Annotated in this window: 23 protein-coding genes, 1 tRNA gene and 1 pseudogene; 13 read left to right on the top strand and 12 right to left on the bottom strand. The window is 52.2% G+C overall.

The window, feature by feature from the left end:
* Positions 1 to 425: 425 nt before the first annotated feature.
* Entirely contained in the window at positions 426 to 1,946 is a 1,521-nt protein-coding gene (locus M2374_RS09080) for a PAS domain-containing methyl-accepting chemotaxis protein (RefSeq protein ID WP_096755599.1), read from the top strand.
* A gap of 44 nt (positions 1,947 to 1,990) precedes the next feature.
* Here M2374_RS09080 and M2374_RS09075 read toward each other — a convergent pair whose 3' ends face one another.
* The gene (locus M2374_RS09075; protein WP_181630161.1) at positions 1,991 to 2,614 is read right to left on the bottom strand and encodes a PadR family transcriptional regulator; all 624 of its coding nucleotides are present in this window, start codon (positions 2,612 to 2,614) and stop codon (positions 1,991 to 1,993) included.
* Between the two features lie 238 nt (positions 2,615 to 2,852).
* On the opposite strand from M2374_RS09075, the gene M2374_RS09070 reads away from it, so the two are divergent.
* Entirely contained in the window at positions 2,853 to 3,635 is a 783-nt protein-coding gene (locus M2374_RS09070; RefSeq protein ID WP_117342705.1) for a siderophore-interacting protein, read from the top strand.
* Here M2374_RS09070 and M2374_RS09065 read toward each other — a convergent pair.
* Positions 3,632 to 4,479 (bottom strand): annotated as a pseudogene (locus M2374_RS09065) (helix-turn-helix domain-containing protein). The gene M2374_RS09070 and the pseudogene M2374_RS09065 overlap by 4 nt on opposite strands.
* 67 nt (positions 4,480 to 4,546) lie before the next feature.
* Between M2374_RS09065 and cfa the strand changes: the two are divergent.
* Positions 4,547 to 5,701, top strand: coding sequence for a cyclopropane fatty acyl phospholipid synthase (gene cfa, locus M2374_RS09060; protein ID WP_096755602.1), 1,155 nt, complete (start codon positions 4,547 to 4,549; stop codon positions 5,699 to 5,701).
* A gap of 111 nt (positions 5,702 to 5,812) precedes the next feature.
* Here cfa and M2374_RS09055 read toward each other — a convergent pair whose 3' ends face one another.
* A complete protein-coding gene (locus tag M2374_RS09055; protein ID WP_181688720.1) occupies positions 5,813 to 7,471 on the bottom strand; it encodes a glycerone kinase in 1,659 nt (552 codons plus the stop codon).
* Between the two features lie 564 nt (positions 7,472 to 8,035).
* On the opposite strand from M2374_RS09055, the gene M2374_RS09050 reads away from it, so the two are divergent.
* On the top strand, positions 8,036 to 9,133 hold the full coding sequence (locus M2374_RS09050) for a glycerol dehydrogenase (RefSeq protein ID WP_181688721.1): 1,098 nt from the start codon (positions 8,036 to 8,038) through the stop codon (positions 9,131 to 9,133).
* A 91-nt stretch (positions 9,134 to 9,224) separates the two neighbouring features.
* Positions 9,225 to 11,150: a dihydroxyacetone kinase operon transcriptional regulator DhaR gene (gene dhaR / locus M2374_RS09045; RefSeq protein ID WP_117342703.1), complete on the top strand. Its 1,926-nt coding sequence runs from the start codon at positions 9,225 to 9,227 to the stop codon at positions 11,148 to 11,150.
* Here the strand turns inward: dhaR and M2374_RS09040 are convergent.
* Genes M2374_RS09040 through M2374_RS09025 form a run of 4 tightly spaced genes read right to left on the bottom strand, consistent with a single transcriptional unit; the run spans position 11,128 to position 13,643 of the window.
* Positions 11,128 to 11,658, bottom strand: a complete 531-nt coding sequence (locus tag M2374_RS09040; protein WP_181688722.1) for a cob(I)yrinic acid a,c-diamide adenosyltransferase — start codon at positions 11,656 to 11,658, stop codon at positions 11,128 to 11,130. The genes dhaR and M2374_RS09040 overlap by 23 nt on opposite strands.
* On the bottom strand, positions 11,659 to 12,012 hold the full coding sequence (locus M2374_RS09035) for a glycerol dehydratase reactivase beta/small subunit family protein (RefSeq protein WP_181596214.1): 354 nt from the start codon (positions 12,010 to 12,012) through the stop codon (positions 11,659 to 11,661). It lies immediately after the preceding gene.
* 16 nt (positions 12,013 to 12,028) lie between these two features.
* Positions 12,029 to 13,192 (bottom strand): 1,3-propanediol dehydrogenase, encoded by a 1,164-nt coding sequence (gene dhaT / locus M2374_RS09030; protein ID WP_096755608.1) that lies wholly within the window; start codon positions 13,190 to 13,192, stop codon positions 12,029 to 12,031.
* 22 nt (positions 13,193 to 13,214) lie between these two features.
* A complete protein-coding gene (locus M2374_RS09025) occupies positions 13,215 to 13,643 on the bottom strand; it encodes a heme-binding protein (RefSeq protein WP_117342700.1) in 429 nt (142 codons plus the stop codon).
* Positions 13,644 to 14,035: 392 nt separating this feature from the next.
* Here M2374_RS09025 and M2374_RS09020 point away from each other — a divergent pair, with 392 nt between their 5' ends.
* The 7 genes from M2374_RS09020 (at position 14,036) to M2374_RS08990 (ending at position 20,742) form a co-directional block, all read left to right on the top strand.
* Positions 14,036 to 15,703, top strand: coding sequence for a propanediol/glycerol family dehydratase large subunit (locus M2374_RS09020; protein ID WP_146717973.1), 1,668 nt, complete (start codon positions 14,036 to 14,038; stop codon positions 15,701 to 15,703).
* 11 nt (positions 15,704 to 15,714) lie between these two features.
* The gene (locus M2374_RS09015; protein ID WP_096755611.1) at positions 15,715 to 16,299 is read left to right on the top strand and encodes a propanediol/glycerol family dehydratase medium subunit; all 585 of its coding nucleotides are present in this window, start codon (positions 15,715 to 15,717) and stop codon (positions 16,297 to 16,299) included.
* A gap of 2 nt (positions 16,300 to 16,301) precedes the next feature.
* Positions 16,302 to 16,730: a diol dehydratase small subunit gene (locus M2374_RS09010; protein WP_071697585.1), complete on the top strand. Its 429-nt coding sequence runs from the start codon at positions 16,302 to 16,304 to the stop codon at positions 16,728 to 16,730.
* A 10-nt stretch (positions 16,731 to 16,740) separates the two neighbouring features.
* On the top strand, positions 16,741 to 18,555 hold the full coding sequence (locus M2374_RS09005) for a diol dehydratase reactivase subunit alpha (RefSeq protein WP_181688723.1): 1,815 nt from the start codon (positions 16,741 to 16,743) through the stop codon (positions 18,553 to 18,555).
* A gap of 134 nt (positions 18,556 to 18,689) precedes the next feature.
* A complete protein-coding gene (locus M2374_RS09000) occupies positions 18,690 to 18,989 on the top strand; it encodes a DUF1889 family protein (protein WP_115257453.1) in 300 nt (99 codons plus the stop codon).
* Positions 18,990 to 19,687: 698 nt separating this feature from the next.
* Positions 19,688 to 20,026, top strand: coding sequence for a LysR family transcriptional regulator (locus tag M2374_RS08995; RefSeq protein WP_135911380.1), 339 nt, complete (start codon positions 19,688 to 19,690; stop codon positions 20,024 to 20,026).
* 68 nt (positions 20,027 to 20,094) lie between these two features.
* Entirely contained in the window at positions 20,095 to 20,742 is a 648-nt protein-coding gene (locus tag M2374_RS08990) for a hypothetical protein (RefSeq protein WP_135911382.1), read from the top strand.
* A 147-nt stretch (positions 20,743 to 20,889) separates the two neighbouring features.
* Here the strand turns inward: M2374_RS08990 and M2374_RS22345 are convergent, their stop codons facing one another.
* On the bottom strand, positions 20,890 to 21,216 hold the full coding sequence (locus M2374_RS22345) for a LysR family transcriptional regulator (RefSeq protein ID WP_181688724.1): 327 nt from the start codon (positions 21,214 to 21,216) through the stop codon (positions 20,890 to 20,892).
* A gap of 326 nt (positions 21,217 to 21,542) precedes the next feature.
* A tRNA-Ile gene (locus M2374_RS08985) sits at positions 21,543 to 21,618 on the bottom strand.
* A 124-nt stretch (positions 21,619 to 21,742) separates the two neighbouring features.
* Between M2374_RS08985 and mug the strand changes: the two genes are divergently transcribed.
* Entirely contained in the window at positions 21,743 to 22,249 is a 507-nt protein-coding gene (gene mug, locus M2374_RS08980) for a G/U mismatch-specific DNA glycosylase (protein ID WP_115257458.1), read from the top strand.
* Between the two features lie 45 nt (positions 22,250 to 22,294).
* On the opposite strand, the gene rpoD is transcribed toward mug, so the two are convergent.
* The 3 genes from rpoD to rpsU form a co-directional block, all read right to left on the bottom strand.
* Positions 22,295 to 24,139 (bottom strand): RNA polymerase sigma factor RpoD, encoded by a 1,845-nt coding sequence (gene rpoD / locus M2374_RS08975; RefSeq protein ID WP_096755616.1) that lies wholly within the window; start codon positions 24,137 to 24,139, stop codon positions 22,295 to 22,297.
* Between the two features lie 284 nt (positions 24,140 to 24,423).
* Entirely contained in the window at positions 24,424 to 26,169 is a 1,746-nt protein-coding gene (gene dnaG, locus M2374_RS08970) for a DNA primase (RefSeq protein WP_117342687.1), read from the bottom strand.
* A 234-nt stretch (positions 26,170 to 26,403) separates the two neighbouring features.
* On the bottom strand, positions 26,404 to 26,619 hold the full coding sequence (gene rpsU / locus M2374_RS08965; protein WP_001144069.1) for a 30S ribosomal protein S21: 216 nt from the start codon (positions 26,617 to 26,619) through the stop codon (positions 26,404 to 26,406).
* Between the last annotated feature and the right edge of the window lie 122 nt (positions 26,620 to 26,741).

Here is a 26,741-nt window from a genome sequence, read left to right as displayed (position 1 = left end):
GCTCCCGGAGTTCGCGTATCACATGATACTGAATTAAGTATTGCAGGGATTACGCCATCCCGGCGCGCTTAACGAAAATCGGGATAAACACCAGGATACATTTCATTTGTGAAACATTTAATGCCAAAAGTTAACATTTGGCGGTATTTTGCCCAGGTTGACTCTCTGAAAACAGGTGAGATACGCGATCTTCTGCGCCAAAAACAGGCAGAAGTTGCACTGTGACGGTGCGCAGAGTGAAGCCTGATTGAATAGTTACAGGATGAAAGTATTTTAAATCAATGAATTAGAAAACATACAAATTCTGAGGTTTAATCGCAAATTGCGATCTAAATCAAATTTAACAACTAAAGATAAAAAAATTATCGCCGAAATAACATATGCCGAAAAAGTTAACAGCCAGATAACCTGCATAGGACGCAACCATGTCTTCTGATCCCTACGTTAGTCAGCAGCATACTCCGCTGGATGATGATATTACCCTCATGTCGACTACCGATTTACAAAGCTACATCACTCATGCGAATGACACGTTTGTCCAGGTTAGCGGCTATCAGCTGAGCGAGCTGCTCGGCAAGCCGCATAATCAGGTTCGTCACCCGGACATGCCCAAGGCGGCATTTGCTGATATGTGGTACACGCTGCAACAGGGGGAGCCATGGAGCGGCATTGTAAAAAATCGCTGTAAAAACGGCGATCACTACTGGGTGCGAGCTAATGCGGTGCCGATGGTACGTGAAGGGCGAATGACCGGGTATATGTCGATTCGAACCCGGGCGACGCAGGAGGAGATTGCGGCGGTCGAGCCGTTGTATCAGGCGCTAAATGAAGGACGTTGCAACAAACGCATCCATAAGGGACTCGTGGTGCGTAAAAGTTGGCTGGGAAAGCTGCCGGCGCTGCCGGTTCGCTGGCGGGTGCGCAGCGTGATGACACTGATGTTTGCCGTGCTGGCGGCAGCGTTGCAGCAAATGGGCGCGGCGTGGCCGCTGCTGCTGGTGAGTGCGCTGGTGATGCTGGCGGGTACGGCGATTTTCGAATGGCAAATTGTACGCCCGATAGAAAATGTCGCCCGCCAGGCGCTGAAAGTGGCGACCGGCGAGCGCAACAGCGTGACGCACCTGAACCGCAGCGATGAGTTGGGCCTGATGCTGCGGGCGGTGGGGCAACTGGGATTAATGTGCCGCTGGCTTATTCACGACGTTTCAAGCCAGGTTTCCTGCGTGCGTAACGACAGCGATACGCTGGCAAAAGGTAGCGATGATTTAAACAAGCACACCCAGCAAACGGTTGAAAACGTGCAGGAAACGGTGACGACGATGAACCAGATGGCGGCGTCGGTGAAGCAAAACTCGGCGACAGCATCTGCGGCTGACAAACTCTCGATTGCCGCCAGCAGTGCGGCAACGCAGGGAGGCGAGGCGATGGAGACGGTGATCAAAACGATGGACGATATCGCCAGCAGCACCCAGCGTATCGGCACCATCACCACGCTGATTAACGATATTGCTTTCCAGACCAATATCCTGGCATTGAATGCGGCGGTTGAAGCGGCGCGAGCGGGCGAGCAGGGGAAAGGGTTTGCCGTCGTGGCGGGGGAAGTACGCCATCTTGCCAGCCGGAGCGCCAGTGCGGCGAATGACATCCGCAAGCTGATTGATGCCAGTGCCGACAAGGTGCAGTCCGGATCCAGCCAGGTTCACGCCGCTGGCCGCACGATGGACGACATTGTGGCGCAGGTACAGAACGTCACCCAACTGATTGCACAAATCAGCCATTCGACGCTGGAACAGGCAGACGGGCTGACCAGCCTGACTCGCGCGGTGAATGAGTTGAGCAACATTACGCAGAAAAATGCCGAACTGGTTGAAGAGAGCGCGCAAATTTCAGTGCGGGTGAAACATCGCGCCGGGCGCCTGGAAGATGCGGTGACGGTGCTGCATTAGCACCGCTATTCGGGCGGAACAACGGGTTCCGCCCGATGACCCGATTAATCCAGCTGAGCGATATCCAGCGCTGCGCGATCGATAATACCGATGATTTTTTTGATCTGCGCATCGCTGGTGTCACCGTGATTGACCCGCAGATCCAGCACGGCTTTAAAGTTTTCCAGCGCGCGTTTCATCTGCGGATTTTTACGTAATTCAAAGCCAACGCAGCGTGCTTTAACGCGTTCATGAATAAGCGCCAGATGCTCGCGATTTTCCTCCAGCCACTGCAGGCCTTGCGCCGTGATCGTGATCTGTTTACGCCCACCTTCCTCTTCGCTGATGACAATCAGCTCTTGATCCTGCAAGAAATCCAGCGTCGGATAAATCACCCCTGGACTCGGCGTGTAGTGGCCCTGGGTCAGCGTTTCGATGGCTTTGATCAGCTCATAGCCGTGGCTGGCATCGCGGGTCAAAATATCCAGAATCACCAGGCGTAATTCGCCGTGACCGAAGAAACGCTGACGACGCCCGCCGCCGCCACCCCGACCATGGCGATGCCCGCAGCCGTGATCGTGGTGATGTCCTTCACTGTTGCAGCCTTCGTGGCGATGTTCTTCGCCTTTGCAGCAACCTTCGTGTGGGTGATCTGCATGTTTGCAGCAACCGTCATGGTGGTTTTGCATGGTAGTCTCCAGATGTTATTTCGATATATCTAATTTATATCTAAAAGTTATGATTTTGCAAGTGCGTGATAGGCTGGTGTTTTAATTGATTGATTTTTATGTCAATTATTATCAATAGTGAGAAGGGGATTTACGCCGTGGCGTGTATCAAAAAAATGCTTGCAATCTTTGTTATTAGCAATCATTATCATTTGAATGTTAATTTAGATATATCGTATTATCCTCACGAAGGCGAAAAATGACAAAAAACACCTCACGCTACCCCCAGCGCGTTCGTAATGAACTGCGCTTCCGTGAACTTACCGTCCTGCGCGTTGAGCGTATCAGCGCAGGTTTTCAGCGCATCGTGCTGGGCGGGGAGGCGCTGGACGGCTTCAGCTCACGCGGCTTTGATGACCACGCCAAAGTTTTCTTTCCTGAGCCAGGCAGCCATTTTGTGCCGCCGGTGGTTACCGATGAGGGCATCGTCTGGGCTGACGGTGTGCGACCCGCGTCCCGGGATTACACGCCGCTATACGATGATGCGCGTCATGAACTGGCGCTGGATTTTTATATTCACGACGGTGGCGTGGCGAGTACGTGGGCGATGCATGCCCGTGCAGGGGATACACTGACGATTGGCGGACCGCGCGGCTCGCTGGTGGTACCGGAAGAGTATGCGTATCAGGTTTATGTGTGCGATGAATCGGGAATGCCCGCATTGCGCCGTCGCCTGGAAGCGCTCAGTCGTTTAGCGCGACGCCCGAACGTCACGGCGCTGGTGAGCGTGCAGGATGCGGCGTATCAGGACTACCTTGCCCATCTGGATGGGTTTGCTATCCAGTGGTTTGTCGGGCATGACGAACAGGCGGTGGATGACGCGCTGGCTCGGCTGACGGTGCCTGCAGACGATTATTTCATCTGGGTAACCGGCGAAGGGAAAGTGGTAAAAAATTTGAGCGCCCGCTTTGAAACCGAGGCGTTTGACCCGCAGCGGGTGCGTGCGGCAGCCTACTGGCATCAGCGGAAAGCGGCTGATTAATAATTTGACGGCGGAACGCCAAATGCCTGGCGGAACGCGTAGCTAAACGCCGCGGTGCTCGAATACCCCACGTCGAGCGCCACGGCGGTAACGCTTTTATTTTTCTTCAGCATTAACACCGATTCCAGAATACGCATCTTTTGCTTCCAGACGCTGAACGGTAACCCGGTTTCTTTTTTGAAATGACGCGAGAAAGTCCGGGCGGACATACCAAGATGATTAGCCCAGTACTCCACCGAGTGTTCCCGTGCGGGAGATTCCTGTATTGTCCGACACACTTTTGTTAATTCTGCATCCTGCGGCCAGGGTAATACAAAGGCGACTTCCGGTAATTGCAAAATAATATCGACCAGCACGCTCACCAGTTTTCCTTCTTTTGACTGGCTATCATAATGGCCTGAAATGACGTTGGTGGCGTAATGAATAAACTCTCTGGCGAAATCACTGATCGCCACCACTTTACACTCGTCGATGCGCTTCTCAAGAAAGCCTGGCTTAATATCCAGATTCTCTAAATACACGTCATCCAGCGCCCATACCGCATGCTCAATATTATTCGGGATCCAGATACCGTAATGTGCGGGAATTATCCAGCATTTACCGGCGACATCAATGCGCATGCTGCCCTTACGGGCGAAATGAAACTGGGTAAATGCGTGTGAATGCGGTGGAACATGGTTATTCGCTTCAAGGACATAAGAACGAAAGTACACGTCCTGCGGCAGTTCCGCCATTGAATCATCCGGGAAAGAACTCCACTGTTTTTGCCTGAGGGTGTCCATAAAAAATACCTGATACTTCCGGTGATGTGGCTTCTGTTCGATAGATCTTGTCCGCAAATCATAATACATACACCCTGTTTTCCATAATAATCTTGCGTAAGAATTATTCGTCCACCTTTGGTAAATACCATGAATTCGCTGTGTTCTGATGCTGTCATCGTCAATGAAACAAATGATAACTGGACCCGAATGGGGAAAGACCTGCTCCAGCAGGCTGATATCCAGATTAATGGTTCGCGCGCCTGGGACATTCAACTTCACCATGCCGGTTTCTTTAAACGGGTGCTGCAACAAGGCTCGTTAGGGCTGGGTGAAAGCTATATGGAAGGCTGGTGGGATTGCGAGCGGCTCGATATTCTGTTCTGCAAAATCCTTAAAGCAAAACTCGACCAAAAAATGCCGGGCAATCTGAAAGATATTTTACGCATTGCCAGCGCGCGTTTGTTTAATCTGCAATCACGCAGCCGTGCCTGGATTGTCGGCAAAGAACACTACGATATAGGTAACGATCTTTTCGCCCTGATGCTTGATCCCCACATGCAATATTCCTGCGGCTACTGGAAAGACGCGACAACATTAGACGACGCGCAGAATGCCAAATTAAAAATGATTTGTGAGAAGCTGCAATTGCAACCGGGCATGCGTTTGCTGGATATCGGTTGTGGCTGGGGCGGGCTGGCTGAATATGCCGCACGCCATTATGGCGTAGCGGTAGACGGGGTTACCATCTCGAAAGAACAGCAGAAAATGGCGCAGCAGCGCTGTGACGGGCTGGATGTCACTATTCTGCTGCAGGATTATCGCGACCTCGATAAACACTATGATCGTATTGTCTCCGTGGGGATGTTTGAACACGTGGGCCCGAAAAACTACGACACCTATTTCAGTATTGCCGACCGCTGCTTAAAACCCGATGGACTGTTCCTGCTGCATACCATTGGCAGCAATAAAAAAGGGATGAGTGTGGATCCGTGGATCAATAAATACATCTTCCCAAACGGCTGTTTACCGGCGATTTCCCACATTGCCGAGGCCAGCGAATCGCGGTTTGTGATGGAGGACTGGCATAACTTCGGCAGCGACTACGATAAAACGCTGATGGCCTGGCATGAACGGTTTAACCAGGCATGGCCGACTCTGTCGTCGCGTTATTCCGCGACCTTCAAAAGGATGTTTAATTACTATTTATGCGCGTGTGCTGGGGCATTCCGTGCCAGAGATATCGAGCTTTGGCAGGTGCTGTTTAGCCGGGGCGTAGAGGGAGGACTTCGCGTTTATCGTTAATGTTTTGCCGGATATCAGCGCAAGCGCCTTATCCGGCCTACAAAAGCGAGCAAACCGCAGGCCTGATAAGCGTAGCGCCATCAGGCATTGATAACCCGTAGAACGAAGAACTTAGCCCAACTCACTCTCTGCCAGCGCTTTAAACACCATTGCTACCGCGTGTGCGCCGGGGTCCATATTACCAAGCAGGCTCTCACTGCTGAGATACGACGCGCGCCCGGCGTTGGCTTTGCTCGACAGGCAGGTCCGTTCTGCGCCTGCCAGCGCAGCGTCATAGGCGGCTTGCAGGTTATGTGGTTGTGCCAGTAGCGATGTTAGCGCGGGCTGCAGCGCATCAATCATCGTACGATCGCCTTCATCTGCACCACCGTAGAACTTCATCTGGGCGAGCCCCGTATTTAGCGCATCGGCGACCTCGGCACCCTGCTCCAGCTTTTGTCCGGCGGCGGTAAAGAAAATTGACATCAATACGCCGCTGGAGCCACCCATGACCACGGTCAGGCGCTCGCCAATCAGTGCAAACAACGTGGCAAGGTTAGCCAGCGGAAGCTGCTGGTGATGTAGCAGGTCGGCAATTTCACGCGCGCCTGCGGCAAAGGTTGACCCGGTATCGCCGTCGCCGACTTTCGCATCCAGCGCATTGAGGTGTGCTTCAAGATTGGCGAGCGTTGCGGTGACTTGCTCAATAATCCCGGCAACCTGTTCGTTAGCCGAAGGCTGAAATTCCACACGTGCACTGCGCTGAGATGACGGCACGGTCGTGATGTCACGTGGCGGCACGGGCGTTGACCAGTTACTGGTTTCCACTTCGGTCAACAGCGCTTTTTCGATGCTTTCTTCCAGCACCATGGCGGTCAGTGAGAAGCCTTTCATATCCAGCGCGGTGACCAGCGAGGCCGGGCCAATCAGCCAGTCGATACGTGCGTGTAGCGGGCTGTTGGCCAGTTCGCGGGTAATGATGGCCATTTCGGCAACGGAGACGCTGCCGAGGTTATTGATCATCACTGCCAGACGGCCGGTTTCCGGCAGGGCGGCCATCAGCTTCTCTACCATCAGATTAACCACCTGCGCGCTGTTTTGCGTGTCAATCACCGACGCACCCGGCTCGCCGTGAATGCCCATGCCCAGCTCTGCATGGCCCAGATGGTGACGCGGAGCCTCGTCGGTCTCCTGTGGCAAATGACAGCTGGAGAGTGCGACACCCAGGCTGAAGGTGTTGTTCGCCGCATACTGCGCTTCACGCAGCACGGTAGCGAGGTTGTAGCCACGTTCGGCGAAATAGCCGGCAACTTTGTGCACCAGGATGGTGCCAGCGATCCCGCGTGGGTGCTTGTTATCCGGTAGCGAAATGTCGTCGCCGACGATCAGCATTTCGACGTTATAACCGAGCCGACGCGCTTTCTCGGCGGCCAGACCAAAATTTAGGCGATCGCCGGTGTAGTTCTTCACGATCAGCAGGCAGCCTGCCTCACCGGTCACCGCCTGAATGGCGGTCAGTACCGCATCGACGCTCGGGGAGGCAAACACGTCACCGCAAACCGCGGCGGTTAACATGCCTTTACCGATAAATCCAACGTGGGCGGGTTCGTGACCTGAGCCACCGCCGGAGATCACCGCGACGTTCTCTTTGTTGAGATCGCGACGCACCACGATGCGGATGGCCGGATCGCTCTCCAGGCGTGCCAGGTTATTCCACGGACTGGCGATAATCGTACCGTCGATGACATCGTTAACGAGATGGGTACGCTGGTTAAAAAAGAATTGAGACATAACGGCTCCGGCAGGTTGAGTATTAAACAAACCCCCGAATGCATGGTCATGGTAGCGGAGGCGATGGAGAGATTCTGGCCGAGTCAGCGCGGAAAAAAATTCAAGTAAAATAAGTTTCATTTCGGAACGTAAAAACTATTTTTTGTTCCTAAATGGAACGTAATGACGAGTGGAAATGGCTAAATGCGAACCCACGCGGCTTTTTTCACCGGCCGTCAGGGCAGGGTGTTCGGGACAGTGCGCTTTTTTTTGCCGGTTATTCCGGCGGTAGATAACGAAAAGGCGAAACCGGGCCTCTTTGCGTGACAGAAATATGGGCTAAAGGAACGGATCGGGATCGCAAACCTTATCTTTTTTAGGGTTAATTGTTTCAATGTGGAACGTATGTTCCTTTTATCCGTTTCATATCAGAACAAAAAGACGAATGATTTTTTTGTGCCCGCCTCGCCATACAGTGATTGCATCGCTCCGGTAGCGCTTTGTTTTCGCCGTTAGCATCAGGCTAAACAGGTCAATGCCAGGGCTCATCATGTCAAAACATGTACTTATTTGAGGATGAAAGGAATGCTAAACGTTATTCAATCTCCAGCCAAATATCTCCAGGGCCCTGATGCATCTATCTTATTTGGTCAATATGCTAAAAATCTGGCGGACAGCTTTTTTGTGATTGCGGATGATTTCGTGATGAACCTGGCGGGAGAGAAAGTGCTCAATGGCCTGCATAATCACGATATTAGCTGCCATGCGGAACGCTTTAACGGCGAATGCAGCCATGTGGAAATTAATCGTTTGATTGCCATTCTGAAGCAACACGGTTGCCGTGGCGTGGTCGGGATCGGCGGCGGCAAAACGCTGGATACCGCCAAAGCGATTGGCTATTACCAGAAGCTGCCGGTGGTGGTGATCCCGACCATCGCCTCGACCGATGCGCCAACCAGCGCGCTGTCGGTCATTTATACCGAAGCCGGTGAGTTTGAAGAGTATCTGGTCTACCCGAAAAACCCGGATATGGTGGTGATGGATACCGCGATTATCGCTAAAGCGCCGGTGCGTTTGTTGGTTGCCGGGATGGGCGATGCGCTCTCTACCTGGTTTGAAGCGAAGGCCTGTTATGACGCCCGCGCGACCAGCATGGCGGGTGGACAGTCCACCGTGGCAGCATTGAGCCTGGCGCGCCTGTGTTATGATACGTTGTTGGCAGAAGGTGAAAAAGCCCGCTGCGCGGCGCAGGCAGGCGTCGTAACTGATGCGCTGGAGCGCATTGTGGAAGCGAACACCTATCTTAGCGGTATTGGTTTTGAAAGCAGCGGCCTCGCGGGGGCGCATGCGATTCATAACGGCTTCACGATTCTGGAAGAGTGCCACCATTTGTACCATGGCGAAAAAGTCGCGTTTGGTACGCTGGCGCAGCTGGTGTTGCAGAACAGCCCGATGGAAGAGATCGAAACCGTGCTGGCATTCTGTCAGAAAGTCGGTCTGCCGGTCACCCTGGCGCAAATGGGCGTGAAAGATGGCATTGACGACAAAATTCATGCTGTTGCCAAAGCCACCTGCGCAGAAGGTGAAACCATTCACAACATGCCGTTCCCGGTGACGCCTGAAAGCGTGCATGCCGCTATTCTGACGGCAGATCTGTTGGGACAGCAGTGGCTGGCGCGTTAATCAGTCATCAGTAACGCTCTGCGCCGGCATTTTCTCCCCTCTGACCGTCTCTGTCGGAGGGGGTGTCCAGGGTAAAACAGCGGAAAGGGATATGACGGCGCACACTCAGAACATTGGAAAGGACGTCTCTTCGGTTATTGCCCAGTCATGGCACCGTTGCAGTAAGTTTATGCAGCGGGAAACCTGGCAGGCGCCGCATCAGGCGCAAGGGCTGACGTTTGCCTCGATTTGCCGCCGCAAGACTGCGCTGGTGACGATTGCTCAGGCCGCACTGGAAGACGCCTGGGAGTTTATGGATGGTCGTCCCTGTGCGCTGTTTATCCTCGATGAGTCCGCCTGTATTCTCAGCCGCTGCGGCGATCCACAGACGGTGGAACAGCTGGCGGAGCTGGGTTTTCTCGACGGCAGCTACTGTGCGGAGAGTATTATTGGTAGCTGTGCGCTGTCGCTGGCGACTATGCCGGGGCAGCCAACAAAAACTTCAGGCGATCAGCACTTTAAAAAAGCGCTACATCCGTGGTCGTTCTGCTCAACGCCGGTATTTGATAACCACGGGCGACTGTTTGGCTCCATCTCGCTGTGCTGCCTGGTGGAACATGAGTCCGTTTCCGATCTCTCCCTGACGCTGGCGATTGCCAGAGAGGTAGGCAATTCGTTGCTGACCGACAGCCTGTTGGCTGAATCTAATCGCCATCTGAATCAGATGTACGGGCTGCTGGAGAGCATGGATGATGGCGTGATGGCATGGAATGAACAGGGCGTGCTGCAGTTCCTCAATGCGCGTGCCGCCATGCTGTTGCATCTGGACGTGCAGGCCAGTCAGGGGAAAAATCTTCATGACCTGGTGAATATGCCGATGCTGTTGCGCCGGGCAATCAAACATGCTCGTGGCCTCAATCACGTCGAAGTCACCTTTGAGAGCCAGCACCAGTTTGTTGATGCGGTGATCACTTTAAAGCCGATTGTGGAAGAGCAGGGCAACAGCTTTATTCTGCTGCTGCATCCGGTCGAGCAAATGCGCCAGCTGATGACCAGTCAGTTGGGCAAAGTAAGCCATACTTTTGAGCAGATGTCGGCGGACGATCCGGAAACCCGACGGCTGATCCATTTTGGTCGCCAGGCGGCGAGGGGAAGTTTTCCGATCCTGCTGTGCGGCGAAGAGGGCGTCGGTAAAGAGCTGCTCAGTCAGGCGATCCACAATGAAAGTGAACGGGCCAGCGGCCCGTATATCGCCGTAAACTGTCAGCTGTATGCCAACAGCGTGCTGGGACAGGATTTTATGGGCAGCGCGCCAACCGATGATGAAAACGGCCGACTGAGCCGCCTTGAACTGGCGAACGGCGGCACGCTGTTTCTGGAAAAAATCGAATATTTGGCACCGGAGTTACAGTCTGCATTATTGCAGGTGATCAAGCAGGGGGTGCTGACCCGTCTCGACGCTCGACGCCTGATCCCGGTGGATGTGAAAGTGATCGCCACCACCACGGTCGATCTTGCCAATCTGGTGGAACAAAACCGCTTTAGTCGTCAGCTGTATTACGCGCTGCACTCGTTTGAAATCGTTATTCCGCCGCTGCGCGCGCGGCGCAACAGCATTCCGGCGCTGATTTATACTCGCCTGAACAGCCTGAAAAAACGCTTTTCATCCAGCCTGAAGGTGGATGATGACGCGCTGGCGCAGCTGGTGGCTTATTCGTGGCCGGGTAATGATTTCGAGCTGAACAGCATTATCGAGAACATCGCCATCAGCAGCGAGAATGGCCATATTCGCCTGAGCAACCTGCCAGATTATCTGTTTGCCGAACGACCGGGTATGGATACGACATCTTCGCTGCTGCCTGCCAGCCTGACGTTTACCGCCATCGAAAAAGAGGCGATTATCCACGCCGCCCGCGTCACCAGCGGGCGCGTGCAGGAGATGTCGCAGCTGCTGAACATTGGGCGCACCACGCTGTGGCGCAAGATGAAGCAGTACGACATCGACGCCAGCCAGTTTAAGCGCAAACATCTGGAGTAGTTTCTTCGATTCTAGCCATCGAAAAGAGCGCGTCGGACAAGCGATTGATGTACCGCTTTAGTTCGTCGCGCACGGCGAGCGTTCTGTCCATCGCCGTGAGAATACGCTCCAGTCGACGTGCCAGCGTGCGCGCTACGTGTAGTTGTGCAGAAGCGAGGTTTTTCCCCGGAATGACAAACTCTTTCAGCGGGCCGCTGTGCGCCATATTGCGGTCGATCAGCCGCTCCAGTCTCTGAATATCTTCATCGCTAATCGTCTGCTTCAGGCGAATGATCCCTTTATCGTCGCTGGCGAGTTCCGCACCCAGCACAAACAGCGTCTTCTGGACGGTATGCAAATCCTCGCGTAGCTCGGTCTGGTGGGTTGTGGCATAGCACACGCCCAGTTGGGAAATCAGTTCATCTACCGTGCCATAGGCGTTAACGCGGATGTCGTCTTTGTCGATGCGGTTGCCGCCAAATAGCGCGGTGGTGCCTTTATCGCCGGTTCGGGTATAGATGCGATACATTTATGTTATCTCACTGAAGGGAAGCACGTTGACCAGTTGGCCTGCGTTGGCGCCGAGCGTGCGGATCTGCTCGATCCCGGCGGCGATATGCCCGCAGATCAGCGCCCGATCCTCGGGCAACTGGGCATGCGTTAAGGCAATCTCGCCGCTCACGCTGAGGCCGAGACCTACGCGCAGCGCCGAGCTTTTTGCTGCCCGTCTGCTGAGCGCCAGCGCGCTGGTGCTGTCGTCGCAGCTGATGGCCCGGCACGGGACGCCTTGCTCTTCCAGCCCCCAGCATAGTTCATCAAGCACGCGGGAATCCTGCCAGCGTGGATGATAAAACAGGTTTACGCTCGGTGATGAAAGTGGCATCGCGTCCCCTTTGTTGTCAGAAAGCCTGATGGAAGAGCGCGGCAATTTCTTTCTCGTTACCTTTACGTGGGTTCGAGAACGCGTTGCCGTCCTTCAGGGCCATCTCTGCCATATACGGGAAATCGGCCTCTTTTACGCCCAGTTCGCGCAGATGCTGTGGAATGCCGATATCAGCAGACAGGCGGGCAATAGCGTGAATCGCCAACTCGGCGGCGTCCATGGTAGACAGGCCGTCGGTGTTCTCGCCCATAAACTCGGCGATGTCGGCAAATTTTTCCGGATTAGCGATCAGGTTATAACGTGCCACGTGCGGTAGCAGTACGGCATTCGCCACGCCGTGCGGCATGTCATACAGGCCGCCAAGCTGGTGCGCCATGGCGTGTACGTAGCCGAGGTTGGCGTTGTTAAAGGCCATCCCCGCCAGCAGTGAAGCGTAGGCCATGTTCTCGCGAGCTTTCAGGTTGCTGCCCAGCGCTACGGCCTGGCGTAAGTTACGGGCGATCAGGCGGATTGCCTGAATAGCGGCGGCATCGGTGACCGGATTTGCATCTTTGGAAATGTAGGCTTCCACGGCGTGGGTCAAGGCATCCATCCCGGTGGCCGCGGTCAGAGGCGCAGGTTTGCCAAGCATCAGCAGCGGATCGTTAATCGATACTGACGGCAGGTTGCGCCAGCTGACAATGACAAATTTCACTTTTGTTTTGGTGTTGGTCAGTACGCAGTGACGGGTCACTTCACTGGCGGTACCGGCGGTGGTGTTGACCGCAATGATAGGCGGTAGCGGGTGGGTCAGGGTTTCAATTCCGGCATAGCTGTAGAGATCGCCTTCGTGAGTGGCCGCGATACCAATACCTTTACCGCAGTCATGTGGGCTACCGCCGCCGACGGTGACAATAATATCGCATTGCTCCTGACGAAAAACCGCCAGGCCATCGCGTACGTTGGTGTCTTTGGGGTTTGGCTCGACGCCGTCAAAGATTGCTACTTCAATACCGGCTTCACGCAAATGCGCGAGCGTTTTATCTACCGCACCGTCTTTAATTGCCCGCAGGCCTTTATCGGTCACCAGCAGGGCTTTTTTCCCACCCAGTAGTTTGCAGCGTTCACCCACTACGGAAACAGCATTGGGGCCAAAAAAGTTCACATTTGGCACCAGATAATCAAACATACGATAGCTCATAATATACCTTCTTACGTTTATTTTATAATTCAGAGAAGCAATATAGTGCGGTTTCAGCTAATAGCTGGTCCTGTTCGACGGTGCCACCACTCACGCCGACGGCGCCAATTATTTTTCCATTTAATATAACTGGAAGCCCTCCGCCGAAAATAATAATGCGCTGTTGGTTGGTGAGCTGCAGGCCATAAAGCGATGCACCGGGTTGCACCGCATCGGTAATTTCGTGAGTACCCTGTCGCAGGCAGCAGGCGGTCCAGGCCTTATTGAGTGAAATATCGCAGCTGGTGACAAACGCCTCATCCATGCGCTGTATCAGCAGCGTGTTTCCGCCGTGGTCAACAACGGAAAAGACGACCGGGACGTTGATTTCAAGCGCTTTAGCCTCAACGGCGACCGCCATTTTCTGTGCGGCCGCCAGCGTGATGGTGGCGATGGGTTGGCTCTTATTCACGGTATCTCCTGTTAATTGTGTAGGGCTGAGGTCACGAAAAATATCGCGCGCAGCTATTTTTTATCATTGGGTTTTCTTTATTTTCGCGCAGCACGTTATTAAGTCAATACAGTAAAAAAATCTAAAATAGCAAGTGAGTGATCTTCCTTTGGTGTTTATTGATAATGATCATTTAACCTCGTCACAATTCTCTATGGATATTCCAAGTACGCGTTTCAATATGAAACGATGCGTTTTAATTGCGTGCCAAATTGGAACGTAATTAATTTTATTTTTTTATTATTCTGCTCATTTAAAGTTCGGCTATTGCTGATAAAGGCGATTGCTGGGACGGTAAACCACCAGCGATACGGCCCGGCGTCCTTATTATTTACTTTTTGAGTCAACGCGCTATGAGAAGATCAAAACGATTCGAAGTTCTTGCCCAGCGGCCTGTCAATCAGGATGGGCTGATTGGCGAATGGCCGGAAGAGGGGCTGATCGCCATGGAAAGCCCCTACGATCCCGCGTCGTCGGTGAAGGTGGAAAATGGCCGTATTGTGGAACTGGACGGTAAAGATCGTGCACAGTTCGACATGATTGACCGTTTTATTGCTGACTACGCGATTAACGTCGCGGAAACCGAACGGGCAATGCAACTCGACGCGCTGGACATCGCCAGAATGCTGGTGGATATCCACGTCAGTCGGGAAGATATTATTGCCATTACCACCGCCATCACCCCGGCGAAAGCGGTGGAGGTGATGGCAAAAATGAACGTGGTGGAAATGATGATGGCGCTGCAAAAAATGCGCGCCAGACGCACACCCTCTAACCAGTGTCACGTCACCAACCTGAAAGATAACCCGGTGCAAATTGCCGCCGATGCCGCCGAGGCGGGGATCCGTGGTTTTTCCGAGCAAGAAACGACCGTAGGCATCGCCCGCTATGCGCCGTTTAACGCGCTGGCGCTGCTGGTTGGTTCGCAGTGCGGCCGTCCTGGCGTGCTTACCCAATGTTCCGTTGAAGAAGCCACCGAACTGGAACTGGGTATGCGCGGCTTAACCAGCTACGCCGAAACGGTGTCGGTATACGGTACAGAGTCAGTGTTTACCGACGGCGATGACACGCCGTGGTCAAAATCCTTTCTCGCCTCAGCCTACGCATCCCGCGGGCTGAAGATGCGCTACACCTCTGGCACTGGCTCGGAGGCGCTGATGGGGTACTCAGAAAGCAAATCAATGCTGTATCTGGAGTCGCGCTGCATTTTTATCACTAAGGGCGCGGGCGTTCAGGGGCTGCAAAACGGCGCGGTCAGCTGTATTGGTATGACCGGGGCTGTACCGTCGGGGATCCGTGCTGTGCTGGCGGAAAACCTGATTGCCTCGATGCTCGACCTCGAAGTGGCGTCGGCGAATGACCAGACCTTCTCGCACTCCGATATTCGCCGCACCGCCCGCACATTGATGCAGATGCTGCCCGGTACCGACTTTATCTTTTCCGGCTACAGCGCGGTACCGAACTACGACAACATGTTTGCTGGGTCGAACTTCGATGCCGAGGACTTTGATGATTACAACATTCTGCAACGTGATCTGATGGTTGATGGCGGTCTGCGTCCGGTAACGGAAGAGGAAACTATCGCTATTCGCAATCAGGCGGCTCGCGCTATTCAGGCGGTGTTTCGCGAGCTGGGCCTGCCGCTGATTAGCGATGAAGAGGTCGACGCCGCCACCTATGCTCACGGCAGCAAAGATATGCCCGCGCGTAATGTGGTAGAGGATTTGGCCGCGGTGGAAGAAATGATGAAGCGCAATATCACCGGGCTGGATGTTGTTGGCGCGCTGAGTGCCAGCGGTTTTGACGATATCGCCAGCAACATTCTCAACATGTTGAGGCAGCGTGTGACCGGCGATTATCTGCAAACATCCGCCATTCTGGATCGCCAGTTTGAGGTGGTCAGCGCCGTTAATGACATCAATGATTATCAGGGACCCGGCACCGGCTATCGCATCTCTGCCGAACGCTGGGCGGAAATTAAAAATATTGCGGGTGTGGTTCAGCCTGGCAGCATTGAATAAGGCGGTATGCGGTGGAATGTACAACTGAACGTAAGCCGGTTTTCACCTTGCAGGTTAGCGAAGGCGAAGCGGCAAAAGCGGACGATCGCGCGGATGAAGTGGTGATTGGCGTTGGGCCGGCCTTTGATAAATACCAGCATAAGACCCTGATTGATATGCCGCACAAGGCGATCCTGAAAGAGCTGGTGGCCGGAATTGAAGAAGAGGGATTACATGCGCGGGTGGTCAGAGTTTTGCGCACTTCGGATGTCTCCTTTATGGCCTGGGATGCAGCAAATCTGAGCGGCTCCGGCATCGGCATTGGTATCCAGTCGAAAGGAACTACGGTGATTCATCAGCGTGATTTGCTGCCGCTGAGCAACCTGGAGCTTTTTTCTCAGGCCCCGCTGCTGACGCTGGAAACCTATCGCCAGATTGGTAAGAACGCCGCGCGTTACGCACGCAAAGAGTCGCCCTCGCCGGTACCGGTCGTTAATGACCAGATGGTGCGACCGAAATTTATGGCCAAGGCTGCGCTGTTCCACATTAAAGAAACCAAACACGTGGTGCAGGATGCCGCGCCTGTCACGCTGCATATTGCCTTAGTAAGGGAATGACGATGAACGAAAACATCATGACCGCGCAGGATTATCCGTTAGCGACTCGCTGCCCGGAGAAAATCCTCACGCCCACCGGAAAGCCGTTAACTGATATTACTCTTGAGAATGTACTGGCAGGGCGTGTGGGGCCACAGGATGTGCGTATTTCTCAGCAAACGCTGGAGTATCAGGCGCAGATCGCCGAGCAGATGCAGCGTCACGCCGTGGCGCGTAATTTCCGCCGTGCGGCGGAACTGATTGCCATCCCGGATGCTCGCATTCTGGAAATCTACAATGCGCTGCGCCCATTTCGTTCTTCATTTACGGAGTTGCAGGCCATTGCCGATGAACTGGAGCACACCTGGCATGCCACGGTGAACGCCGGGTTTGTCCGCGAGTCGGCAGACGTGTACCAGCAGAGAAACAAGCTGCGTAAAGGCAGTCAGTGACGGAGGCGGTATGCCGTTAATTGCAGGGATTGATATCGGCAACGCCACCACGGAAGTGGCGCTGGCGCAGGATGGCCGGTTTGTTGCCAGCGGGATCGTCGCGACCACGGGCATGAAAGGCACGCGGGATAACATTGCCGGGGTAGTGGCCTCCCTGCAGCAGGCGCTGGAAAAAACGTCGTCGTCGCTTCAGGATGTGACGAAAATCTGCATCAACGAGGCCGCGCCGGTCATTGGTGATGTGGCGATGGAGACGATCACCGAAACCATCATCACTGAATCGACAATGATTGGTCATAACCCGCAAACGCCAGGCGGTGTTGGCGTAGGGATGGGTACCACGATCGCCGTGGAGAAACTGGCATCGTTGAGCCTCGATCGGTTTGCGCAGGGCTGGATCCCGCTGGTGGGCGAAGAGATGGATTTTCTTGAGGCGGTGTGGCTTATCAATGCGGCGCTGGATCGCGGCGTCGACGTGGTGGCGGCGATCCTGAAAAAGGACGATGGCGTACTGGTCAATAATCGTCTGCGACGAACGCTGCCGGTGATTGATGAAGTCACGCTGCTGGAGAAGGTCCCGGAAGGGGTGCTGGCGGCGGTAGAAGTGGCGGCAGCAGGACAGGTGGTTCGGGTACTGTCGAATCCTTATGGCATCGCCACTTTCTTTGCCCTGACGCCGGAGGAAACAAAAACGATCGTCCCGATCGCCAGGGCACTGATCGGCAACCGATCCGCTGTGGTGCTGAAAACCCCGCAGGGCGATGTGCAATCACGGGTGATCCCGGCGGGCAAGATCTTTATCAGTGGTGAAAAGCGCGGCGGAGAAGCCGATGTGGCCCAAGGCGCTCAGACAATTATGCAGGCAATGAACGCCTGTGCGCCGGTCTGCGACATTCGCGGTGAGGCCGGTACTCACGCGGGTGGCATGCTGGAGCGCGTGCGTAAGGTGATGGCCTCGCTGAGCGGGCACGATATGAATTCAGTACATATTCAGGATCTGCTGGCGGTCGATACGTTTATTCCCCGTAAAGTCCAGGGCGGTGTTGCCGGGGAATATTCAATGGAAAACGCGGTTGGCATTGCGGCGATGGTGAAATCCGATCGGCTACAGATGCAGACGATCGCCCGTGAGCTGAGTGTGCGGCTGAATACGTCGGTTGAAGTGGGGGGCGTGGAGGCCAATATGGCGGTGGCCGGGGCATTGACGACGCCAGGATGCGCTGCGCCGTTGGCGATCCTCGACTTAGGTGCCGGATCCACCGATGCCGCGATTATCCATAACGATAGCACCGTTAAGGCGATACATCTGGCGGGAGCAGGGAACATGGTCAGCTTGCTTATCAAAACGGAGCTCGGCTTGAGCGATCCTTTTCTGGCAGAGGAGATAAAAAAATATCCGCTGGCGAAAGTGGAGAGCCTGTTCAGTATTCGCCACGAGAACGGCGCGGTGGAGTTCTTTCGTGAACCGCTCAGCCCGTCGGTGTTTGCCAAAGTGGTGTATCTGAAAGCGGGCAAAGCCATCCCCATTGAGAACCAGACGTCGCTGGAGAAAATTCGGCTGGTACGTCGTCAGGCCAAGGAGAAGGTCTTTGTGACGAACTGCCTGCGCGCATTGCGGCAGGTCTCACCCGGCGGCTCAATTCGCAACATCTCTTTTGTGGTGCTGGTGGGCGGTTCATCGCTGGATTTTGAAATCCCGCAGATGATCACCGACGCGCTGGCGCATTACGGTGTTGTTGCCGGTCAGGGCAATATTCGGGGAACCGAAGGGCCACGAAATGCGGTGGCAACCGGGCTGGTTTTGGCTGGTGATGCGAAAAAATAGTGCAGAAAACCACCACCGCAAGCGTTTGGCTGCGGCATAAATCAAATAAAGGCAACGTTCTCTTTGATATCCCGGCTGACTTGGGTACATAGTATAAAGGTGTTTAATACGCGGTTAATTTTAAGGATAAGAGCATGCCAACAGCAATTGAGAAAGCATTGGATTTTATTGGTGGTATGAACACATCGGCGCCAGTACCCCATTCCATGGATGAAAGTACGGCCAAGGGAATTTTAAAATATTTGCATGATTTAGGTGTGCCAGTGAGCGCAGCAGATGTGATGGCACGCGGTGAGCAAGAGGGATGGAATCCTGAGTTCACAAAAAAAGTCGCTGGATGGGCTGAAAAAGTCGCCTCCGGTAACCGTATCCTTATCAAGAACCCTGAGTACTTTTCGACCTATATGCAGGAGCAGCTCAAAGAACTCGTGTGAGCTGACTATCGAATAACACGCTAACGGACGTTTCCACTTTCAAGGTGGTGGCGTCCAAAAGAGTTGCCCTCAACCAGCCAGACAGTGCCGATTTTTTTGCGTTGGTGCAGATGGACACATTGTGTACCGCTCCGCTTAATTGAACGTGTTGAATCCTCTAATTTAACTTCAGCATTAACATTATCAGATTAACACTGGACGGTGGGGGTGCTTTTACGCTGCCCGGAATGTGCGTGGTTACCCTATTGAAACTAATTTTTAATACTTTGCTAAACGACGGTTAAGACTTTTCTCGAATTTATTTATTTATGAAACCTAACTGATAAATCGACATTTCTTTTTTTTTGCCAACCATTTTTCGACGACTAATGTAAGTTTTAAGAATAGAAAACTCTTAAATAACATGGGCTTTAATAGAGTTTGGTTTCTTATTTTATTATTGATAGTATCTCAAATAATAAAACTTATTAAATCATTGAGTAATATTTAACTATTTCATTTTTTAATGTTTTCGGAATTTAACTCTATCTGCTTTGATTTATCTGATTTTTTTCACTTCCTTATTAAAAATGCATGAAATAATCATCTTTGTTTTTGCTTTTATTAATTGTTTTTACCTAATGTTTCTATTTTTGCATGGTTATTGCACCTTTGAAAAGAAAGGTATATTTTGGTAAAAAGTTATTGAGGCGTTTAATATGGATTTAATTAATTATGACTCTAGGCTTCGTCATCTTATGGATGTGGATTTTAGGTCCATACTAACGTTTATCGTTTTTGTTGACACGGGCAGTTTGTATGGTGCCTCACTGGTACTTGGTTGTTCTGCATCATCTATTAGCCTGCACTTGAAAAGAGTCAGAAGTTACTTTAATGACACCCTTTTCATACGTGAAGGTCGCAATCTCAATCCTACTGAATATGCTGTGGAATTAAGTCATCAACTTAAACTTGCATTTTATAATCTTGATACTGTCTGTCATGGGGAAAGTGCTGTTGCCGATTGTGAATTAGCTATCGGTGAAAATAAAAATTAATGAAACATAACCATTGGTTATGCTAAATAGTGCTTTTAAAATGTATTCGACAAAAAATAGAGCATAATATGGAAAATTTAAATTTTTCCTACGAGCGGGTATTGGTTATGGACACTATCTATTATAGTGCCCTTGGGCTATGTGCCTTTATTGATAGCCTGGCAGGTCGCTCAATTAGTCTAAGAGTAATGACGCTTTCCGCATTGCAGAAACAAGTGTCAGCCCGTCATGGGGAACCAGGGCGGGTACTCGTTATTACCGAGTTAACGAGCGAAAGTGAGACGCTGGCGGAAGGATTAGCATTCTTAAAGTTTGCAAAGGACGAGTGGCCTGCAGACCAATATAGTATTATTGTTTTTACCCGTTTACGTGACCCTCTGTTGCTGGCAGCAGTCGCAAATCTTCAACCTATGGGCATTGTTCATCGCGCGGAGGCGATTAATATCTTATCTAAACTCATATTTTTCTCCGCTGACGCATCATCAGGCACGATCATGAGTCCGTTGATCACCAGGAAAGTCGGCCAGGTCGGCGGAGTTCGATTACCACAAAGGGAATTGCAGTGGTTTGTCCTGCAGACAGAAAAAATAGGACTGAACGAAACAGCGAGGCGAATGGGGATTAGCTATAAAACTGCTGCTACCTATCGGAAAAGAATATCAGTCCGTCTTCAATTAAGTTTACGTGAAATTAATGAAAGAGTGTCACGATTATAAGTGAGAAAGATAATATTGCCATATCCCGCTGTACGGATTGCCGACAGCAATGTAGTCGTGATTTTATCATTAAAGCGATTGTCAGTTTAACGCAGCATGCACAATTTAGGGTTCTCGTTGTGAATAACTATGTGCTTGCCACGACGTTTATAAAATCTGCTCTACGGCAGTTGAGGAAATGTCAGTGCTGGACGTCATTGCATATAAGAGATTCCTTATTGCAGGGCTAATGTCGTTATACAGCAATTGTGCCTCTTCTGTTGGTATTAAACAACGGCCCTCTCTGCTGAATAGTTTTTCGGGAAAACAAGTACAAAATTTTTTCAACGAAAGGCTCACTGCAGACGGTGAACAGTTCATATAGTATGAAGCAGAAACTATCCCTCCTGTATTCATGACTGCGGCAAAAACAAGAATGTTGTTAATCGAAATATTCAGGTTTTTGAATTTTGAAAAATCAGATTGTGTAAGCAATGAATTATCCTTTTGAATTAATTTTCTTAAAAGAATATAAACATATAAGAAAATCAAAACAAACAATATAATAGATATATCTAAATATACGTTTTGATATAATGTAATGAAAATAGAGGGTTAGCCACCCTTTCTGATTTTTCCCTTCAATTCAATGTCGGCGTAAGAGGGCTTTTCCTGACATCGGCATCACCAAGGATGTAGTGTTCAAGAAGACATACCGGGGCGGTTCAATCATAGTCGTATTGCATGTTGGGGAAGCGGACCCAAATTGCATCCAAAGAAAAAGGAGTCAGACGATCTCTCATCTAACTCCTTGTTTTGTTTGGTGGCCCCTGCTGGACTTGAACCAGCGACCAAGCGATTATGAGTCGCCTGCTCTAACCACTGAGCTAAGGGGCCGTGGCGGTGGATTATAAAGTAACTCTGCGTTGCAATCCAGCCATAAGCGTACGGATGCTGTTTTTATAAACAATGTGTTTTCAGTCCGTTATACTGGTTGCCTGATGTATTGTGCGGAGTGATTATGGTTAAGGACATACTGGCGCCGGGGCTGCGGGTGGTTTTTTGCGGCATCAATCCGGGGCTCTCTTCGGCGGGTACAGGTTTTCCCTTTGCGCATCCTGCTAACCGCTTTTGGAAGGTCATCCATCAGGCGGGATTTACCGATCGCCTGCTAAAGCCAGAAGAGGCACAACACCTGCTGGATTTTCGCTGTGGCGTCACCAAATTTGTCGACAGGCCGACGGTGCAGGCCAATGAAGTGAAGCTCGAGGAGATGCGTAGCGGTGGTCGTCAGCTCGTTGAGAAGATTGAAGACTATCAGCCAGCGGCGCTCGCTATTTTGGGAAAACAGGCATTTGAGCAAGGCTTTAGCCAGCGTGGTGCACAGTGGGGGAAACAGACGCTGACGATTGGCGCGACGCAGATCTGGGTGTTGCCGAACCCGAGTGGGTTAAGCCGGATTACGCTGGATAAGTTAGTGGCGGCGTATCGGGAATTAGATGACGCGCTGGTCATGCGTGGGATGTGAAAAAAAACGCCACCTTGCGGTGGCGTTGATGTTTATACGGCGAGATTAATCGTCGAGGAAGCTACGCAGCACCTCAGAACGGCTCGGGTGACGCAGTTTACGCAGCGCCTTCGCTTCGATCTGACGGATACGTTCGCGGGTAACGTCGAACTGTTTCCCGACTTCTTCCAGCGTGTGGTCGGTGTTCATATCGATACCGAAACGCATACGCAGAACTTTCGCTTCACGCGCTGTCAGGCCAGCCAGAACGTCGTGCGTTGCGGCACGCAGGCTCTCGGTAGTGGCAGAGTCCAGCGGCAGCTCGAGGGTGGTATCCTCGATGAAATCACCCAGATGCGAATCTTCATCGTCGCCGATCGGCGTTTCCATGGAGATAGGCTCTTTGGCAATCTTCAGCACTTTACGGATCTTGTCTTCCGGCATCAGCATGCGTTCAGCCAGCTCTTCCGGCGTTGGCTCGCGGCCCATCTCTTGCAGCATCTGGCGGGAGATACGGTTGAGCTTGTTAATGGTCTCAATCATATGCACCGGAATACGAATGGTACGCGCCTGATCTGCGATAGAGCGGGTGATCGCCTGACGGATCCACCAGGTTGCATAGGTGGAGAACTTATAACCACGACGGTATTCAAACTTATCTACCGCTTTCATCAGACCGATGTTGCCTTCCTGAATCAGATCGAGGAATTGCAGACCGCGGTTGGTGTATTTCTTAGCGATAGAGATAACCAGACGCAAGTTCGCTTCAACCATCTCTTTTTTCGCACGGCGGGCTTTCGCTTCACCGATGGACATACGACGGTTGATGTCTTTAACCTGCTCGATGGTCAGGCCGGTTTCTTCTTCAATTTGACGCAGTTTCTGCAGGCCGCGGTGGACATCATCTGCCACGTCGTGCAGTTTTTCAGACCACGGTTTGTTCATCGCGATAGCCGCGTTGAACCAGGTTTCGCTGGTTTCGTTGCCGGTGAACAGGGTGATGAAGTTTTTCTTCGGCATTTTGCACTGCTCAACGCAGAGCTTCATGATCAGACGTTCCTGAGTACGCACGCGGTCCATCATGACGCGCATGCTGTTTACCAGGTAGTCGAACTGCTTCGGCACCAGGCGGAACTGTTTGAACACTTCAGACAGCTTCTGAATTTCTTCCTGCGCGGCAGCATGGCTGCGGCCTTTCGCTTTGATAGTGTCGCGGGTGATTTCGTACTGAGTACGCAGTTCACCGAATTTCTCGCGCGCTAATTCAGGGTCGATGCTGTTGTCGTCATCGCTGCTGTCGTCGTCTTCTTCTTCATCTTCGTCTTCGTCGTCATCCATCTCTTCCTGAGAGAGTTCAGACCCGACGTGCGTCGCCGTTGGTGCCATGTCTTCTTCCGCGTTCGGATCGACAAAGCCGGTGATCAGGTCGGAAAGACGCGCTTCTTCAGCTTCTACGCGATCGTACTGCTCGAGCAGATAGGTGATGGCTTCCGGGTATTCTGCAACGGAGCATTGAACCTGGTTAATCCCGTCTTCGATACGTTTAGCGATGTCAATTTCGCCTTCACGGGTTAACAGTTCAACGGTACCCATTTCACGCATGTACATGCGCACCGGGTCAGTTGTACGACCGATTTCGGACTCAACGCTGGACAGAACCTGGGCAGCCGCTTCTTCCGCGTCTTCATCGGTGCTGTTGGAGGTTTCAGCAAGCAGCAGATCATCGGCATCCGGTGCTTCTTCCATCACCTGAATACCCATGTCATTGATCATTTGGATGATGTCTTCGATTTGATCTGAATCGACGATATCTTCCGGCAGATGGTCATTGACCTCGGCATAGGTCAGATAGCCTTGCTCCTTACCACGTTGGACAAGTAGCTTCAGCTGTGACTGCGGGTTTTGCTCCATAAGACGGTATCCACACTTAATTCGTTTGATTGGTGTTGGGCGGTAAAACCGCCAACGGCAAAACGAGGGCATACTTATATTTTGCCGCTGCCTCTCCGTGCGGCTGTCGGGGGCTTCCCGATCGATATTCGGCAGTTAAGCCGTTAAATACTTCATCTTTCACGTTGTCTCTGCGTTAGCTGCGTTCTCTCTTCCTGGTCATGTACTTATGTACACTCCCAGGCGTTCGTTCACTTGCTGCCTTGATACAACGCGAATGATTTTGTCTTTGTTTTGTCTTTCTCTTATTTCTTCGCCAGTTCCTGGTTCAGCGTCCAGAGTTCCCGGCGTTCTTCGTTGCTTAAACCATGTGTGCGCTCACGAGCTATCAACTCTTCCTGGCGCAGTTCAAGCATCGAATCAAACATATGGTTGAGTGAGTCGGTGAAGGTTTTTTCCGCGATATCTTTATCTGCTATATCGTCCCACATCGACAGTTTTTCAAGGGTGGCCGCATCATTTGTGCCACGATAGTGTTCTAACAGTTGTCCGGTGGTCAGACCTGGCTGGGCCAGACAAGTGTTGACCAGTTCTCTGAATAAGCCAAGGCCGGGCAACTTATTTTGATCCAGAGCGCCTAACGGCGGCACCAGCGGGGCTAAACCTGGGTTCTGTACCAGTAACCCTATAAGTATACGCATGGTCGTACGTTTTAGCTGTGGAACAGGGCGGGAAGCTCCATTTTCTGCCAGTTTTGGCATTAAACGTTCAAGCTGGCTGTCATCCAGAATGCCTAGCTTGTTTCCCAACTCCTGCCGCAGATAAATGCGCAACGTTTCGCCCGGGACCTGCGTGATCAGCGGCAAGGCCAGCGTACTGAGCTGTGCTCGTCCGTCCGGGGTACTCAAATCTACCTGTGGTAACAGGCTGTTAAACAGAAACGCGGAGAGCGGTAAGGCTTGCTCCATCCGGGCTTCAAAGGCTTCTTTCCCTTCTTTACGCACCAGCGTATCGGGATCTTCACCGTCAGGTAGAAACATAAAGCGCAGCTGGCGTCCGTCCGTCATATACGGCAGTGCAGTTTCCAGCGCGCGCCATGCGGCATCGCGTCCGGCCCGGTCACCGTCGTAACAACAAATCACTTGGTTCGTCGCACGGAACAACAGCTGGATGTGATCGGCAGTGGTTGACGTCCCGAGGGAGGCCACGGCGTAGTTAATGCCGTATTGGGCCAACGCCACCACATCCATATAGCCTTCAACCACTAACAGGCGCTGCGGATCGGCGTTATCCTGCTGGGCTTCATAAAGGCCATACAGCTGGCGACCTTTATGGAAAATATCGGTTTCCGGGGAGTTCAGGTACTTCGGCAGGGCATCGCCCAGCACGCGTCCACCAAAACCAATGACCCGACCGCGTTTGTCGCGGATAGGGAACATCACTCGCTCACGGAAGCGATCGTAACTGCGTCCCTGATCGTTGGTCACCAACATACCCGCGTCAATCAATGCCTGGCGATTCTCAGGATTGCCGCCAAACCGTTTCAGGACGTTGTCCCAACCGGGGGGGGCAAAACCAATAGCAAAACGATCGATCACGTCGCTACTGAGTCCTCGCTTTTCCAGGTACTGGCGCGCAGGGGTAGCGGCGGGTTGTATCAGAGACTGTTGATAAAAAGTGTTCAGGCCGTCCATCAATTGATAGAGGCTTTGCCGTTGATGGCGCTCTATCTGACTGGGGCCGTTGCCTGCTTCATAAGGCACTTCAAGGTTGTGCATTGCGGCCAGTTCTTCGACGGTTTCCACAAACTCGAGCTTGTCGTAGTTCATGAGAAAGTCGACGGCGTTGCCGTGCGCGCCACACCCAAAGCAGTGATAAAACTGTTTTTCACCGTTTACGGTGAAAGAGGGGGTTTTCTCGTTATGGAACGGACAACACGCATGATAATTTTTGCCCTGCTTTTTCAGCTTAACTCGTGCATCGATGAGATCGACGATGTCGGTTCTTGCCAGCAGGTCATTAATGAATACACGTGGGATTCGTCCAGCCATATGCCCCGTTATTACACTTCATCCTTCAAACTGTCTCTGCGTTGGCTGCGCTCGCTCACCCCTGTCACTTACTTAAGTAAGCTCCGGGGATTCACTCACTTGCCGTCTTGATACAGTGTGAATGATTTTGTGTAGTTACTGATGTATAAACGAAAATAAGCCGCGCATTCCTTCCGGAAGCACGGCCTTACAACTACAACTCAGTCTGAATTGAGAGCCTTAGCTCCCAATAGATTAGTACAGACGAGTGCGGCGTGCGTTTTCGCGAGCCAGTTTCTTCGCGTGACGTTTCACAGCAGAAGCTTTAGCGCGCTTACGTTCGGTAGTCGGTTTTTCATAGAACTCACGACGACGAACTTCCGCCAGAACACCTGCTTTCTCGCAGGAACGCTTGAAGCGACGCAGTGCTACGTCGAACGGCTCGTTTTCACGTACTTTAATTACCGGCATGTAACTCTCACCTTTATAAATTCGGTTTGCCGCTGGCATCTACGCCAGCTTATTTCAAAATGGTGCGGAATTTTACTGCAATTGCTGCTGCTTTGTAAAGCACCGACGCGATTTTGAAAGGG

Origin of the sequence: Citrobacter sp. JUb117 (genome assembly GCF_024809055.1) — a bacterium.
GTDB lineage: Bacteria > Pseudomonadota > Gammaproteobacteria > Enterobacterales > Enterobacteriaceae > Citrobacter > Citrobacter gillenii.
Note: the sequence above shows the minus strand (reverse complement) of the source record. Positions and strands in the feature narration are given on the sequence as shown.

What these genes read in the sequence shown, in the direction of transcription:
- M2374_RS09080 (WP_096755599.1), top strand. Translation starts at nt 426, where the DNA reads ATGTCTTCTGATCCCTACGTTAGTCAGCAGCATACTCCGCTGGATGAT.
- M2374_RS09075 (WP_181630161.1), bottom strand. Translation starts at nt 2,614, where the DNA reads ATGCAAAACCACCATGACGGTTGCTGCAAACATGCAGATCACCCACAC.
- M2374_RS09070 (WP_117342705.1), top strand. Translation starts at nt 2,853, where the DNA reads ATGACAAAAAACACCTCACGCTACCCCCAGCGCGTTCGTAATGAACTG.
- cfa (WP_096755602.1), top strand. Translation starts at nt 4,547, where the DNA reads ATGAATTCGCTGTGTTCTGATGCTGTCATCGTCAATGAAACAAATGAT.
- M2374_RS09055 (WP_181688720.1), bottom strand. Translation starts at nt 7,471, where the DNA reads ATGTCTCAATTCTTTTTTAACCAGCGTACCCATCTCGTTAACGATGTC.
- M2374_RS09050 (WP_181688721.1), top strand. Translation starts at nt 8,036, where the DNA reads ATGCTAAACGTTATTCAATCTCCAGCCAAATATCTCCAGGGCCCTGAT.
- dhaR (WP_117342703.1), top strand. Translation starts at nt 9,225, where the DNA reads ATGACGGCGCACACTCAGAACATTGGAAAGGACGTCTCTTCGGTTATT.
- M2374_RS09040 (WP_181688722.1), bottom strand. Translation starts at nt 11,658, where the DNA reads ATGTATCGCATCTATACCCGAACCGGCGATAAAGGCACCACCGCGCTA.
- M2374_RS09035 (WP_181596214.1), bottom strand. Translation starts at nt 12,012, where the DNA reads ATGCCACTTTCATCACCGAGCGTAAACCTGTTTTATCATCCACGCTGG.
- dhaT (WP_096755608.1), bottom strand. Translation starts at nt 13,192, where the DNA reads ATGAGCTATCGTATGTTTGATTATCTGGTGCCAAATGTGAACTTTTTT.
- M2374_RS09020 (WP_146717973.1), top strand. Translation starts at nt 14,036, where the DNA reads ATGAGAAGATCAAAACGATTCGAAGTTCTTGCCCAGCGGCCTGTCAAT.
- M2374_RS09010 (WP_071697585.1), top strand. Translation starts at nt 16,302, where the DNA reads ATGAACGAAAACATCATGACCGCGCAGGATTATCCGTTAGCGACTCGC.
- M2374_RS09005 (WP_181688723.1), top strand. Translation starts at nt 16,741, where the DNA reads ATGCCGTTAATTGCAGGGATTGATATCGGCAACGCCACCACGGAAGTG.
- M2374_RS09000 (WP_115257453.1), top strand. Translation starts at nt 18,690, where the DNA reads ATGCCAACAGCAATTGAGAAAGCATTGGATTTTATTGGTGGTATGAAC.
- M2374_RS08995 (WP_135911380.1), top strand. Translation starts at nt 19,688, where the DNA reads ATGGATTTAATTAATTATGACTCTAGGCTTCGTCATCTTATGGATGTG.
- M2374_RS08990 (WP_135911382.1), top strand. Translation starts at nt 20,095, where the DNA reads ATGGAAAATTTAAATTTTTCCTACGAGCGGGTATTGGTTATGGACACT.
- mug (WP_115257458.1), top strand. Translation starts at nt 21,743, where the DNA reads ATGGTTAAGGACATACTGGCGCCGGGGCTGCGGGTGGTTTTTTGCGGC.
- rpoD (WP_096755616.1), bottom strand. Translation starts at nt 24,139, where the DNA reads ATGGAGCAAAACCCGCAGTCACAGCTGAAGCTACTTGTCCAACGTGGT.
- dnaG (WP_117342687.1), bottom strand. Translation starts at nt 26,169, where the DNA reads ATGGCTGGACGAATCCCACGTGTATTCATTAATGACCTGCTGGCAAGA.
- rpsU (WP_001144069.1), bottom strand. Translation starts at nt 26,619, where the DNA reads ATGCCGGTAATTAAAGTACGTGAAAACGAGCCGTTCGACGTAGCACTG.